This window comes from Streptomyces sp. IBSNAI002 (genome assembly GCF_052244475.1).
Taxonomy (GTDB): domain Bacteria; phylum Actinomycetota; class Actinomycetes; order Streptomycetales; family Streptomycetaceae; genus Streptomyces.
This window is the reverse complement of sequence record NZ_JBQPXG010000002.1, coordinates 6,464,389-6,477,969: the sequence shown is the minus strand read 5'-3', so window position 1 is coordinate 6,477,969 and position 13,581 is coordinate 6,464,389. Positions and strand designations below refer to the sequence as shown.

General features: G+C 73.0%; 10 protein-coding genes and 1 pseudogene. 4 read left to right on the top strand and 7 right to left on the bottom strand.

Features of this window, described 5'->3' with window-relative positions; all coding sequences use genetic code 11:
- Positions 1 to 9 precede the first annotated feature (9 nt).
- The 7 genes from ACTVZO_RS30785 to ACTVZO_RS30755 all read right to left on the bottom strand — a co-directional run bounded on the left by ACTVZO_RS30785 (position 10) and on the right by ACTVZO_RS30755 (position 8,700).
- A complete protein-coding gene (locus ACTVZO_RS30785) occupies positions 10 to 1,029 on the bottom strand; it encodes a proline racemase family protein (protein ID WP_443301422.1) in 1,020 nt (339 codons plus the stop codon).
- The gene (locus tag ACTVZO_RS30780; RefSeq protein ID WP_443301421.1) at positions 1,026 to 2,030 is read right to left on the bottom strand and encodes a proline racemase family protein; all 1,005 of its coding nucleotides are present in this window, start codon (positions 2,028 to 2,030) and stop codon (positions 1,026 to 1,028) included. The genes ACTVZO_RS30785 and ACTVZO_RS30780 overlap by 4 nt, the downstream gene beginning before the upstream one ends.
- Positions 2,031 to 2,047: 17 nt before the next feature.
- The gene (locus tag ACTVZO_RS30775; protein WP_443301420.1) at positions 2,048 to 2,986 is read right to left on the bottom strand and encodes a dihydrodipicolinate synthase family protein; all 939 of its coding nucleotides are present in this window, start codon (positions 2,984 to 2,986) and stop codon (positions 2,048 to 2,050) included.
- 75 nt (positions 2,987 to 3,061) lie between these two features.
- Entirely contained in the window at positions 3,062 to 4,588 is a 1,527-nt protein-coding gene (locus ACTVZO_RS30770) for an FAD/NAD(P)-dependent oxidoreductase (RefSeq protein ID WP_443301419.1), read from the bottom strand.
- A complete protein-coding gene (locus ACTVZO_RS30765) occupies positions 4,569 to 4,883 on the bottom strand; it encodes a (2Fe-2S)-binding protein (RefSeq protein WP_443301418.1) in 315 nt (104 codons plus the stop codon). Before ACTVZO_RS30765 ends, ACTVZO_RS30770 begins: the two co-directional genes overlap by 20 nt.
- 226 nt (positions 4,884 to 5,109) lie before the next feature.
- On the bottom strand, positions 5,110 to 6,246 hold the full coding sequence (locus ACTVZO_RS30760; protein ID WP_443301417.1) for an NAD(P)/FAD-dependent oxidoreductase: 1,137 nt from the start codon (positions 6,244 to 6,246) through the stop codon (positions 5,110 to 5,112).
- A 69-nt stretch (positions 6,247 to 6,315) separates the two neighbouring features.
- Positions 6,316 to 8,700, bottom strand: a complete 2,385-nt coding sequence (locus ACTVZO_RS30755) for a collagenase (protein WP_443301416.1) — start codon at positions 8,698 to 8,700, stop codon at positions 6,316 to 6,318.
- Positions 8,701 to 8,881: 181 nt separating this feature from the next.
- Here ACTVZO_RS30755 and ACTVZO_RS30750 point away from each other — a divergent pair, with 181 nt between their 5' ends.
- The 4 genes and pseudogenes from ACTVZO_RS30750 (at position 8,882) to ACTVZO_RS30735 (ending at position 13,490) form a co-directional block, all read left to right on the top strand.
- Positions 8,882 to 10,249 (top strand): aminopeptidase P family protein, encoded by a 1,368-nt coding sequence (locus ACTVZO_RS30750; RefSeq protein ID WP_443301415.1) that lies wholly within the window; start codon positions 8,882 to 8,884, stop codon positions 10,247 to 10,249.
- A gap of 181 nt (positions 10,250 to 10,430) precedes the next feature.
- Positions 10,431 to 11,855, top strand: a complete 1,425-nt coding sequence (gene leuC, locus ACTVZO_RS30745) for a 3-isopropylmalate dehydratase large subunit (protein WP_443301123.1) — start codon at positions 10,431 to 10,433, stop codon at positions 11,853 to 11,855.
- Positions 11,856 to 11,858: 3 nt separating this feature from the next.
- Positions 11,859 to 12,440 (top strand): annotated as a pseudogene (leuD, locus tag ACTVZO_RS30740) (3-isopropylmalate dehydratase small subunit); the annotation flags it as partial.
- 18 nt (positions 12,441 to 12,458) lie between these two features.
- The gene (locus ACTVZO_RS30735; RefSeq protein ID WP_443303317.1) at positions 12,459 to 13,490 is read left to right on the top strand and encodes a 3-isopropylmalate dehydrogenase; all 1,032 of its coding nucleotides are present in this window, start codon (positions 12,459 to 12,461) and stop codon (positions 13,488 to 13,490) included.
- Positions 13,491 to 13,581: the final 91 nt, after the last annotated feature.

The following is a 13,581-nucleotide window of genomic DNA, read 5'->3' as shown; positions in this document are numbered from 1 at the left end:
CGGGCCCGCTCACAGCGCGAACCCCGTCCCGAGGGGGTCGTACGGGTCCACCGTGAACGTGTGCTCGCCCGTGCGGTAGGCGGTGCCGGTGACCTCGGTGACTCCGCCGGCGAGCATCCGCCCCGTGAACACCGTGCCCGTCACCGACTCGTGCAGCAGGTCCTCGCCGGGGCCGAGCCGCCCGTCCTCCGCGAGCAGCGCGAGCCGCGTCGAGGTGCCGGAGCCGCAGGGCGAGCGGTCGATCTGCCCGTCGGCGAAGACGGTGACGTTGCGCTGGTGCGGCCCGAAGGGGGTGCCGGGGAGCTCCTCGTGGAGGATCACCCCGTAGACCCCGGACAGCAGCGGGCCGCCGGGGTGCCAGGTGGCGGGGTGGGTGGCCAGCGCGGTCCGGATCTCCTGTCCGGCCCGCACCAGGCCGGGCAGCGCGGCCCGGGAGACGTCGAGGCCGAGGTCGCGGGCGGCGACCGAGGCGTAACAGGCCCCGGCGTGGGCGATGTCCACCTCCGCCATCCCGAGGGTGGTCGCCACCGGCACCTTGCGCGCGCCCACCCGGGCCGGGACGTTGCGGAAGGTGACGCCGGTGGTGCGGCCCCCGTCACGGTGCACGGTGGCGGTCACCCGCCCGGACGGTACGTCGATGCGCACGTGCGCGTCCCCGTCGTCCGGGGCCACGACCCGGCCGGTCTCCACGGCCCACACGCCGAGGGCCATCGTGCCGTGGCCGCAGGCGGTGGAGAAGCCGTCCTTGTGCCAGAACAGCACCCCGAAGTGGGCCCCGTCGTCATCGGGCGGGACGACGAACCCCCCGTACATCCCGGCATGCCCGCGCGGCTCCTGCACGAGCATCCGCCGCACGTCGTCCAGCGCGCCCCTGCGCGGCGCGGTCCCGGAGCCACCCGGGCCGATGGCGGTGGCGCAGCGCTCGGCGACCGTGTCCCCGGGGACGGGCGGGATCTCCGCGGTGGCGGCGTCGACGATCCGGAAGGGTTCGCCGGCGGTGTGGTAGTCCGTGGTGCGGACGGTGATCACAGGAGGAAGCCTCCGGGGAAGGGGTCGGCCGGGTCGAGGAAGTACTGGGCGGTGCCCGTGATCCACGCCCGGCCGGTGACGGTGGGGACCACGGCGGGGTGGCCGCCGACGGTGGTCTCGGCGACCAGCCGGCCGGTGAACTCGCTGCCGATGAAGGACTCGTTGACGAAGTCCGTACCGAGCTCCAGGAGGCCTCGGGCGTGCAGCTGGGCCATGCGCGCGCTGGTGCCCGTGCCGCACGGCGAGCGGTCGAACCAGCCGGGGTGAATGGCCATGGCGTGGCGGGAGCGGCGGGCGTCGGAGCCGGGGGCGGCGAGGTAGACGTGTTTGACCCCGGCGATGGCGGGGTCCTCGGGGTGGACGGGCCGGTGCTCGGACGCGTTGACCGCGTCCATAACCGCGAGTCCGGCCGCGATCAGGTCGTCCTTGTGGGCGCGGTCGAAGGGCAGGCCGAGGTCGTCGAGTTCGACGAACGCGTAGAAGTTGCCGCCGTAGGCGAGGTCGTAGGTGACCGTGCCGAAGCCGGGGACCTCGGCCTTCAGGTCGAGGCCGACGCAGAAGGACGGGACGTTGGTGAGGGTCACTGCGGTGGCCGCGCCGTCCTCGACCCGGACGTCGACGCTGACCAGTCCGGCCGGGGTGTCGAGCCGGACCGTGGTGACCGGCTCGACGACGGGCACCAGGCCGGTCTCTACCAGGACGGTGGCGACCCCGATGGTGCCGTGCCCGCACATGGGCAGCAGGCCCGACACCTCGATGTAGAGCACGCCGAAGTCGGCGTCGGGCCGGGTGGGGGGCTGGAGGATGGCTCCGCTCATCGCGGCGTGGCCGCGCGGCTCGTACATGAGCAGGGTCCGTACGTGGTCCATGTGCTCGATGAAGTGGAGCCGCTTCTGCGCCATGGTGGCGCCGGGGACCACCCCGATGCCGCCGGTGATGACGCGGGTCGGCATGCCCTCGGTGTGCGAGTCCACCGCGTGGTAGACGTGTCGCGTGCGCATGGGGTCTCCCCGATCTGTTAGTTGAGGCCCTCGGCCAGGGCCTTCTCGGTGGCGGCGCGGACGGCGGCCTCGGTGTCGCCGGTGAGCGGGAAGCGCGGCGGGCGGGTGGCTCCGCCGGGGCGGCCCGCCAGGTCCATGGAGAGCTTGATGGCCTGCACGAACTCGGTCTTGGAGTCCCAGCGCAGCAGCGAGTGCAGGGACTTGTAGAGCGGGAGCGCGGTGTCGAGGTCACCGGCGACGGCGGCGCGGTAGAGGGTGGCGCAGGACTGCGGGAGGGCGTTGGGGTAGCCGGCGATCCAGCCGACGGCGCCGGCGAGGGCGAGTTCGAGGAGGACGTCGTCGGCGCCGATCAGCAGGTCGAGGCCGGGGGCGAGTTCGGCGATCTCGTAGGCGCGGCGCACGTCCCCGCTGAACTCCTTGACGGCGACGACGGACCCGTCGGCGTGCAGGCGGGCCAGCAGGGCGGGGACCAGGTCCACCTTGGTGTCGTACGGGTTGTTGTAGGCGACGACGGGCAGCCCGGCGCGGGCGACCTCGGCGTAGTGGGCGCGTACGGTCTCCTCGTCGGCCCGGAAGGCGTTGGGCGGCAGCAGGAGCACGGAGCCGGCCCCGGCCTCCGCGGCCTGCTCGGCCCAGCGGCGGGACTCGGCGCTGCCGTAGGCGGCGACGCCGGGCATGACGCGGGCGCCGTCGCCCGCGGCCTCGACGGCGGTGCGGACGACACGGGCCCGCTCCTCGTCGGTGAGGGTCTGGTACTCGCCGAGGGAGCCGTTGGGGACCACGCCGTCGCAGCCGTTGGCGATCAGCCAGGCGACGTGTTCGGCGTAGGCGTCGTAGTCGACGCTCAGGTCCTCGCGCAGCGGGAGCGCGGTGGCGACCATGATTCCGTGCCAGGGGCGGGTGCGGGTGTCCGGGCCGGAGGTCGTGCGGGGCGCGGGGGTGGGCGCGTCGGTCATGAAGTGACTCCCTAGTGTGGTGTGTGACATTTTACTAGCGGGTGTGAGTCGGCCACAAGGGCCGGGGCGGTCCGATCAGCGTGCGTCCGGGGGAAGTTCGGCGAGCAGGCGCAGCGGGACCGGGCAGGACAGCGGCCGCCGGTCGGGGGCCGGGGCCTCACCGGCGAGGGCGGCCACGGCCGGACCGCACATCCGGCCCTGGCACCAGCCCATGCCCGCGCGGGTGAGGAGCTTGACCGTACGGGCGTCCCGCGCGCCGAGTTCACCGGCGGCCTCGCGGATCCGGCCGGCCGGCACCTCCTCGCAGCGGCAGACGACGGCGTCGTCCCGGAGCCAGTCCGTCCAGCCGGGGCCCGGGCGGTGGGCGGCGGCCATCGCGTCGGCGAAGGCGCGCAGCCGGGCGCGGGTGCGGGCGAGCCGGGCGGCTCGGGGGGGTCGGGGGGCTCGGGAGGTGGGCGCGCGGGTTGCCGCCGGGTTGCGGCGGCTCAGGGCGGCCGCGATGGAATGGGCGGCCAGTTCGCCCTCCACCAGGGCCAGTTGGGCCCCGCCGATGCCGCCGGTCTCACCGGCCGACCAGATGCCGGGGACGGAGGTCCGCTGTTCGGCGTCCAGCTCCAGGGCGACCGTGCCGTCGGGGCCGCGGCGGGTGGCGCAGCCGAGGCCGGTGGCGAGTTCCAGCTGGGGCACCAGGCCGTGGCCCACGGCGAGGGCGTCGCACGGGATCCGGCGGGCGGTGCCGGGCAGCGGGCGCCAGTCGCGGTCGAGGCGGGCGACGGTGACGGCCTCGACGCGGTCGGTGCCGTGGGCCTCGGTGACGGCGTGCCGGGTGAGCAGGCGGACGTGGTGCCCGGCCAGGGCCGCGCCGTGGACCGCGGCCTCGGCGAGCTTGCCGGGGTTGCGCAGCAGGGTCGGGGTCCGGGCGGCGTACGCGGTGTACGCGCCGGCCTCGACGACCGCCGGGACGGTGGCTCCGGCGGCGGCGAGCGACCCGGCCACGGCGAGCAGCAGCGGGCCGCTCCCGGCCACCACCACGCGCCGGCCGGGCAGGACCAGCCCGGCCTTGAGCATGGCCTGGGCCCCGCCGGCCCCGACGACCCCGGGCAGGGTCCAGCCGGGGAAGGGCAGTTGGCGCTCGTACGCACCGGTGGCGAGGAGCACGGCCCCGGCGTGGACGGTGACGGCGCGGTCGGCGGCGGCGCGGTCGGCGGCGGCGCGGTCGGCGGCGGCGCGGTCGGCTCCGCCGATGGCGTGCAGGGTCCAGGGGGTCTGCCCGCCGGGGACCACCGTCCACACGTGGTGGAGCGGGAGGTACGTGATCCGGCCGGCCGACTCGAGGGCGCGCAGGGCGGCTTCGCGGGTGGCGAACTCGGGCCAGGCGTGGTGCAGGGCCTCGGGCCGGGCGGCTCCGAGGCCGGGTGCCGGGTGCCGGTAGAACTGCCCGCCGGGCCGCTCCCCCGTGTCGAGCACGACGACCCGCAGCCCGAGCCCGGCGGCGGTGACGGCCGCGGCCAGGCCGGCGGGGCCGGCGCCGACGATGGCGAGGTCTGCGGGGGCGGGGCCGGTGCGCTCGGGATCGGCGCGGTCAGATGGCGAGGTCGGCATGGCCGGTCCCTTCCTGGGTGGTGACGGTGTCGCCCTCGCGGGCGGGGACCAGGCAGGCGCGTTGGTTCGGGCGGCCGTTGACCGTGACGAGGCAGTCGTAGCAGCTGCCGATCCCGCAGAACGCTCCGCGGGGGGCGCCGCCGTCGCGGGTGGTGCGCCAGGCGAGGATGCCGGCGGACCACAGCACGGCGGCGATGGACTGGCCCGCCTGCGCGGGGAGGTCACGGCCGTCGAAGCCGATGGAGTAGGTGGCCGAAGGGGTGCCGCCGACCAGTGAGCGGGGGGTGCGTCGCATCGGATCCTCGTCTGGGTGGGTGGGGCGGTGTCCCTGGTCGGGGCTTCGGGGGGCGGGGGCGGGGTGGGGTGGGGGGTCGTCCGGGACTCATGATTTGTGGCGCCTTGTGCGGGGCTGCGGTCGCGGCGCCTGACGTCGCGCCAACACATCACGTGTTACGTCCCGGACGACACCCCACCCCGCCCCCGCCCCGGTCGACTCCACCCGGGGTGGCGTCTGGGGGCGGTCATGGGAAGCGGGCTGGGGCGTACGGGGTGAGGGGGAGGGCGGGGGTGGTGCCCGTCAGGGTTGCGGTGATGAGGAGGGCCGTCGCCGGGGCCAGGCCGATGCCCGCGCCCTCGTGGCCGCAGGCGTGCAGCAGGCCCGGCCGCCGCGGGTCCGGTCCGATCGCCGGGAGGTGGTCCGGCAGGTAGGGGCGGAAGCCGTGGTAGGTGCGCAGGACCCGTACGTCCGCCAGGACGGGGAAGAGCGCCGCCGCCTGGAGGGCCAGCCGCCGCAGGGCCTCGGTGGACAGGCCGCGGTCGAAGCCGACGCGTTCGCGGGTGGCCCCGATCAGGACCGGGCCCGCCGGGGTGCCCTCGACCACGGCCGAGGACTGCAGGGCCGCGGAGCCGCTCGCGACGTCCGCGATGTAGTCCGCGGCGTAGACCTTGTGCCGCACCACCCTCGGCAGCGGCTCGGTCACCAGGACGAAGCCGCGCCGCGGCAGGACGGGCAGGTGCACGCCCGCGAGTTCCGCGACGGCTCCGGCCCAGGTGCCCGCCGCGTTCACCACGGCGGGGGCCAGGAGTTCGCGGCGCGCGGTGCGGACCCCGCGGACCGTGTCCCCGGAGCGGACGAAGCCCGTCACCTCCTCGCCGAGGTGGACCTCGGCGCCCGACGCGGCCAGCAGCCGGGCCGCGGCCTGGGCCGGCTGCACCTGGGCGTCCTGCGGGTAGAGGAAGCCGCCCGCGGGGCCCCGTGCCAGATGGGGTTCCAGGTCGCGCAGGTCGTCCGGGTCCGCCTCGACCGGGTCGACCCCGGCCTTGCGCTGGGCTTCGGCGAAGGTCCGCAGGGCGTCGAGCGAAGCCTGGTCCGGGGCGACGACGAGCCCGCCCTTGGCCTCGTACTCGATCTCCCGCGGGAGGACGGCCGCCAGTTCGCGCCAGAGCCCGGCCGACAGCAGGGCGAGGTCGAGCTCCGGGCCCGCCTCCTTGTCGGAGACGAGCAGGTTGCCTTCGCCGGCGCCCGTCGTACCGCCCGCGACCGGGCCGCGGTCGACCACGGCCACGGAGAGTCCGGCGCGGGCCGCGTAGTACGCGCACGCCGCCCCGACGACGCCGGCGCCGATGATGACGGCGTCCAGGGAGTGTCTCTTGAGCACGACAGTAATATGTCACATTCTTTAGTCGCTGCCCAGACCGGCCCCACGAGGGGGCCGGCCCGGTACGGATCAGCTGCGGAGCGGTCCCTCACAGCTGTAACCCGACGTCCCCGCTACCTTGTTCGACCAGATCTCCACCGGGCCGAAGGAGCAGTTCATGTCGGCCAGGTTGTTGGAGACCGCGCCGGCCCGGTCGAGGATGAAGTAGTCGACCGTCTCCGACATGTCCTTGAAGTTCTGGTCGTCGCTGCGCCAGTTCTTCAGGTTCGCGGTGATCCGCCCGGTGCAGGTGAAGCGGCGCTTGCCGGAGTCGCCGTTCTCCACGCAGTCCGGGGTGTTGTACGTGGCCGTGGCGAAGGAGGACTTCACCGAGGCCAGCGCCGCGTCGCGCAGCTGGTCGTTGGGGGTGAACGAGGTGTTCGGGACGAACAGCTGGTCCACCTTGGCGATCTGCGCGTCCAGGAAGCGGTCGTAGTCGCGCTGGAGGTAGGTGTCGGCGCCCAGCCGGTGGCGCCACTCGTCGTACGCCGCCACGTCGTTGGCCCGCAGGTGCGTGTACATCTCGCGCAGCAGCGAGGGCTTCTCGGTCCACAGGAACTCGAAGAACGTGCCCGCGTAGCTGTAGAAGCGGAAGCCGTCGCCCTCGTAGGTGGCGTTCAGCAGCTGCTCTACGGTCATCCGCGGGCCGCCGTTCGCGGTGTCGCCGATGATGCTCTTGACCAGGGACTTGCGGACGGCGATGCCGTTGTCGCGGGTGGCTCCGTCGAAGAACTCGGCCGTGCCCTCGTCCATGGCGGTCGTACGGTCGCCTTCGTACCAGGGGCCTTCGCCGAAGAAGCCGGGGACGGCGAAGCGGCCGTTGAGGTAGTGGGTGTACTCGTGGCGGAAGAGCTCCTCGAGGGTGAGGGAGGAGTCCTGGGGGACGCGGCGCTGGTAGGTGTAGAAGGTGGCGCCGTTCTCGATGTAGATGCCGCCGTTGTTGGTGTCGTAGCCCGTCAGGATCGGGTGGTAGTTCTCGTAGTCGGCGCGGGAGCCGTACAGCACGATGTTCAGCGTGGTGTTGGGGTCGCCGGCCAGCGGCTGGTCGGTGCCGATGACGCGGTGGAACTGGGTCTTGACCTGCTTGCTCGCGTAGTAGAGCTGGTCGACGGTGGCCCGGTCGAGGCCGGTGCGGACCTTGATGGCGCCGTTGTCGTAGACGAAGGTGTTCGGGAAGATCTGCTTCTCGATGTCCTCCTTGCACACCCCGTACGGCTTGCACGCCTCGTAGAAGTTGAGCCAGGACACGACCTTGGCCCACGGCTCGGTGCCGAGCCCGGTCTTCACCGGCTCGAGCATCGCGCCGAGGTCGGCCACGACCTGCCCCCGCAGACCCTCGACCTGGCCGAAGCGGGCGTACTCGCTGAGGGCGTCGCGCGCCACCCAGGCGTTGCCGGTGCCCTTGAGGTGGGTGTAGCCCGCGAAGGCCTTGAAGGCGGCGCGGTAGGAGGCGTCGCCCGCCACGGCGGCGTGGAAGGCGGTGTCCTGGTTGCCCGGGTAGACGCCGAGGTAGTTGACGGAGAGGGCGGCGAGGGCGGCGCCCGCCCAGCCGGCGTCGAGGTGGGTGGCCGGGTGGGCCGGGTCCATGGTGGCCAGGACCTTGGTGATGAGGCCGAGCTGGTGCTGGCGCAGGCCGGGCGCGCTGGCCGCGTACAGGGCCTCGCGCAGGGTGCGGGCGTTGGAGGCGGTCACGTCGAAGGTGCGGGCGGCGCTGCCGAAGTCGGCGATGGCCTGGCGCATGGCGCCCACGGTGGGCGCGTCGGTGACGTCGATCTCGGTGCGCGAGTAGTCGTGGTAGGCGACCGCGTGCAGGTAGGTGAACATCTCCTCCAGGTGGGAGGAGTTGCGGCCGTCGTGGGCGGCGGCCAGGGCGGATATCCGGCGTGAGACGGCCTGGACGTGCGCATCGGACATCACCGGGGCCAGCCGGGCGTCCCAGGTCCAGATCAGGCCGCGCAGACAGCCGTCGGCGAGGACGGCCTGGTCGGCGAGGAAGTCGGCGAACTGCTCCGGGGTGAGGCCGGTGATCCCGTCGAGGGTGCAGGGGACGCCCGCCGCGACTCCGCGGGCGGTGGGGGCCGCCTGGGCGGCCGCCTTGCGGCTCTTCTCGGTGCGCTCGGCGGGCGCGGTGGCGGCCGTGGCGGCGCCGGGGACCTGGCCGGTGATGGCCTGCCCGCCGGGGGCCGGGGCGGGGGCGGGGGTCGCCTCGGTCGCGTTGGCGAGGTGGTCGACCTCGTCGAAGGGGTTCGCCGCGGGTGCCGGGGCGGCCGCGGAGGCCTGGGCGCCGGCGAAGGTGGCCGGGGCCCCGGCCGTGGTCACGGCCTCCGCGGCCTGCGTGGTGGCCTGCCCGGCGGAGGCGAGGAGGGTCACGGCGACGGCGGAGGCGAGGAGGGACGAGCGCACAGCTCTGTGCATGGACACCGAGAACTCCTGGTGGGAGAGGCTGAGGTGGGGGGTGGTGCGGTGAACGGCCCTGCGTCACACGGCGTTTGACGGGGATTAACGTGCCGCGGTGTGAGCTGTAACATAGTAATGTGAAATTGCACTGACAAGACCTGTGCGACCACCAGTTCGCACCTTCTTGAGGGAGCCCCCCGTGACCGACACTCCGCCCCGCCTCCACACGGGCAGCCACGACCTGCCGGTATCCCCGGAGTTGTCCCGTTTCATGGCGGACGGATGGTCCGCCTCCCCGCTGCCTGGGACCGACCGCGTCCCCGGCCACGCCGTCACCCCCGCCCGCCGGGCGCGGCTCTCGGCCCGCTTCCCGGGCGAACGGCTGCTCATCCCGGCCGGCGGGCTGAGGGTCCGCTCCAACGACTGCGACTACCGCTTCCGCCCGCACAGCGCGTACGCCTGGCTGACGGGCCTGACGGGCGAGGACCAGGCGGGCCACGTCCTGGTGCTGGAACCCTCCGGGCCGCACGCGCACAAGGCGGTGCTGTACCTGCGGCCGCGCTCGCCGCGGGCGGACGGGAACGAGGAGTTCTTCCGCGACCGCCGGTACGGGGAGTTCTGGGTGGGCCGCCGACCCGACCTGGCGGAGGCGGAACGCCTCACCGGCATCCGCTGCGCACACCTGGACCTGCTGGGCGGCCCGGCCGGCCGCGACGCGTCCACCGATCCCGAACTGGCCGCCGCGCTCGCGGAGTTGCGGCTGGTCAAGGACGCGTGGGAGGTCGAGCAGCTCCAGCTGGCGGTCGACCACACCACGGCGGGCTTCGAGGACGTCGTACGGGCGCTGCCGCGGGCCCTGGCCCACCCGCGCGGGGAGCGGTGGATCGAGGGGGTGTTCGACCTGCGCGCCCGGGCGGAGGGCAACGGCACCGGGTACGAGACGATCGCGGCGGCGGGCGCACACGCGTGCACGCTGCACTGGATCCGCAACGACGGCCGGCTCGAGGGGAACGAACTGCTGCTCCTGGACGCGGGCGTGGAGACGGACACCCTGTACACGGCGGACATCACCCGCACCCTGCCGCTGTCGGGCCGTTTCACCTCCGTCCAGCGGCAGGTGTACGAACTGGTCCTGGCCGCGCAGGAGGCGGGCATGGCCGCGCTGCGTCCCGGGGCGAGTTTCGGGGACTTCCACCGGGCCGGGATGCGGGTGATCGCGGAGGGCCTGGCGGAGTGGGGCGTCCTGAAGGACGCGCGGGGCGACCTGCACCGGCGGTACACGCTGTGCAGCAGCGGGCACATGCTGGGCCTGGACGTCCACGACTGCGCGAAGGCGCGGGCGGAAACGTACCTGGACGGGGTCCTGGAGGAGGGCCAGGTCCTCACGGTGGAACCGGGCCTGTACCTCCAGCCGGACGACGAAACCCTGCCGTCCGAACTGCGCGGCATCGGGGTGCGCATCGAGGACGACCTGGTCATCACGGCGGACGGGGCGCGCCTGATGTCGGGGGCGCTGCCGCGCACGGTCGCGGGGATCGAGGAGTGGATGGGCCGGCTGCTGGCGTAGGCCCTGTCCTTCGGACCTGGCCGGGCCGTCCGTGGGGCGGGCCCGGCCCGTGGGGCTTCCCCGTACCCGCTCGTCCTCCGTCGCGCGTCCCGTCGTGAGGACCGATCAAGGACGGGGCGGGGAGAGCGCCTTCTAGCGTCGGCCGGTATGAAACGGATCTTCGTCGGCCGGAGGGAATGCGATGGGTAGGACACTCGCGGAGAAGGTCTGGGACGATCATGTCGTCCGGCGCGCGGAGGGCGAGCCCGATCTCCTCTTCATCGATCTGCACCTGCTGCACGAGGTGACCAGCCCGCAGGCCTTCGAGGGTCTGCGTCAGGCCGGCCGCACGGTCCGGCGCCTCGACCTCACCATCGCGACCGAGGATCACAACACCCCCACCCTGGACATCGACAAGCCGATCGCCGACCCGGTCTCGCGGGCCCAGCTGGAGACGCTGCGCCGCAACTGCGGCGAGTTCGGTGTGCGGCTGCATTCGCTGGGTGACGTGGAACAGGGTGTCGTCCATGTGGTCGGTCCGCAGCTGGGTCTGACGCAGCCGGGCACGACGGTGGTGTGCGGTGACTCGCACACCTCGACGCATGGTGCGTTCGGTGCGCTGGCCTTCGGTATCGGGACCAGTCAGGTCGAGCATGTGCTGGCGACGCAGACGCTGCCGCTGGCCCGCCCCAAGACCATGGCGATCACCGTCACCGGCGCGCTGGCCGAGGGCGTCACCGCGAAGGACCTGATCCTGGCGATCATCGCGAGGATCGGTACCGGCGGCGGCCAGGGCTATGTGCTGGAGTACCGGGGCGAGGCCATCGAGAACCTGTCGATGGAAGCGCGGATGACGATCTGCAACATGTCGATCGAGGCGGGCGCGCGGGCGGGCATGATCGCCCCGGACCAGACCACCTTCGACTACCTCCAGGGCCGTGACCACGCCCCGGCGGGCCAGGACTGGGACAGTGCCGTCGCCTACTGGCGGACGCTGCGCACCGATGAGGACGCGGTCTTCGACGCGGAGGTCGTCATCGACGGCGCCGCGCTGTCGCCGTTCGTGACCTGGGGCACCAACCCCGGCCAGGGCGCGCCGCTGTCGGCGAACGTCCCCGATCCCGCTTCGTACGAGGACGCTTCGGAGCGGCATGCCGCGGAAAAGGCCCTGGAGTACATGGGGTTGACCGCGGGACAGCCGCTGCGTGACATCACCGTCGACACCGTCTTCGTAGGTTCGTGCACCAACGGCCGTATCGAGGACCTCCGCGCCGTCGCCTCGATCATCGAGGGCCGCAAAGTCGCCGACGGGGTACGGATGCTGGTCGTGCCCGGCTCGGTCCGGGTCGCGCTCCAGGCCGTCGAGGAAGGCCTGGACCGCGTCTTCAAGGACGCCGGGGCCGAATGGCGGCACGCGGGCTGCTCGATGTGCCTGGGCATGAACCCCGACCAACTCGCCCCCGGCGAGCGATCCGCGTCCACCTCCAACCGCAACTTCGAAGGCCGTCAGGGCAAGGGCGGACGCACCCACCTGGTCTCCCCGCAGGTCGCCGCCGCGACCGCGGTACTGGGCCACCTGGCCTCCCCCGCCGACCTGTCCGCCGCCGACGCCACCGCCGGAGTCTGAACCATGGAAGCCTTCACCACCCACACCGGCCGGGCCGTCCCGCTGCGCCGCTCCAACGTCGACACCGACCAGATCATCCCCGCCCACTGGCTGAAGAAGATCACCCGTGACGGGTTCGAGGACGGTCTCTTCGAGGCCTGGCGCAAGGACCCCGAGTTCGTCACCTACCGCCCCGAACGCGCCGGCGCGACCGTCCTGGTCGCCGGACCCGACTTCGGTACCGGCTCCTCACGCGAACACGCCGTCTGGGCCCTGCAGAACTACGGCTTCAAAACCGTCATCTCCTCCCGCTTCGCCGACATCTTCCGCGGGAACTCCCTCAAGAACGGCCTCCTGACCGTCGTCCTGCCCCAGGACACCGTCGAACGGCTGTGGCAGCTCACCGAAACCGACCCCACCGCCGAGATCACCGTCGACCTCGTCGACCGCCAGGTACGAGCCCAAGGCATCACCGCCGACTTCGAACTCGACGACAACGCCCGCTGGCGCCTCCTCGAAGGCCTCGACGACATCTCCCTCACCCTTCAGAACGAAACCGACATCGCCACCTACGAAAGCAACCGCCCGGTCTTCAAACCGAGCACCGGGCGGCGGGAACCCCACGTGCTGAACCTCGCGGTGATCCCCGGTGATGGCATCGGCCAGGAAGTCGTGGCTCAGGGCCTGAAGGTCCTTACCGCGGTCCTGCCCCAGGATGTGAAGCTGGAGACCAAGGAATACGACCTCGGGGCCCAGCGCTGGCACCGCACCGGTGAAACCCTCCCGGACGCCGAACTCGAGGCCCTCAAGCACCACGACGCGATCCTGCTGGGCGCCATCGGCGACCCCTCGGTCCCGTCCGGCGTACTGGAACGCGGCCTGCTCCTGAGGCTCCGCTTCGCGTTCGACCACTTCATCAACCTGCGCCCCTCGAAGCTGTTCCCGAACACCGCCACCCCGCTGGCCGGCCGCCCCGACATCGACTTCGTGGTGGTCCGCGAGGGCACCGAGGGCCCCTACACCGGCAACGGCGGCAGCCTGCGCACCGGCACCCCCGCCGAGGTCGCCACCGAGGTCAGCGTCAACACCGCCTACGGTGTGGAACGCGTCGTCCGCGACGCGTACGAGCGCGCCAACGCCCGCCCCCGCAAGAAGCTGACGCTGGTCCACAAGAACAACGTCCTCGTCTACGCCGGCCACCTGTGGAAGAACACCTTCGACAAGGTCGGCCGCGAATACCCCGAGGTCACCACCGACTACCTGCACGTCGACGCCGCGACGATCTTCTTCGTCACCCAGCCCGAGCGCTTCGACGTCATCGTCACCGACAACCTCTTCGGTGACATCCTCACCGACCTGGCCGCCGCCGTGACCGGCGGAATCGGCCTGGCCGCCTCCGGGAACATCAACCCGACCGGCGCCTACCCGTCCATGTTCGAGCCCGTCCACGGCTCGGCCCCGGACATCGCAGGAACCGGCAAGGCCGACCCGACCGCCACGATCCTCTCCGTCGCCCTCCTCCTGCGCCACCTCGGCCACGAGGCCGAGGCCGCCCGCATCGAGGACGCCGTCACCGCCGACCTCGCCGAACGCGACGGAACCTTCCGCTCCACCGACGCCATCGGCGACGCCCTCGCCGCGCGCGCAGCCGTCTGACGCCCCGGTACCGGCGCCGCTGCCGCCCGATTCCCCGCGCAGGGGAAACGGGCGGCGCGCGTTTTCCCTTCCGGCCGGACAGGGAATGGAA

Bases quoted from the DNA above. Each gene is read 5' to 3' on its own strand.
- leuC (WP_443301123.1), top strand. From the start codon at position 10,431: ATGGGTAGGACACTCGCGGAGAAGGTCTGGGACGATCATGTCGTCCGG.
- ACTVZO_RS30765 (WP_443301418.1), bottom strand. From the start codon at position 4,883: ATGCGACGCACCCCCCGCTCACTGGTCGGCGGCACCCCTTCGGCCACC.
- ACTVZO_RS30775 (WP_443301420.1), bottom strand. From the start codon at position 2,986: ATGACCGACGCGCCCACCCCCGCGCCCCGCACGACCTCCGGCCCGGAC.
- ACTVZO_RS30770 (WP_443301419.1), bottom strand. From the start codon at position 4,588: ATGCCGACCTCGCCATCTGACCGCGCCGATCCCGAGCGCACCGGCCCC.
- ACTVZO_RS30755 (WP_443301416.1), bottom strand. From the start codon at position 8,700: ATGCACAGAGCTGTGCGCTCGTCCCTCCTCGCCTCCGCCGTCGCCGTG.
- ACTVZO_RS30780 (WP_443301421.1), bottom strand. From the start codon at position 2,030: ATGCGCACGCGACACGTCTACCACGCGGTGGACTCGCACACCGAGGGC.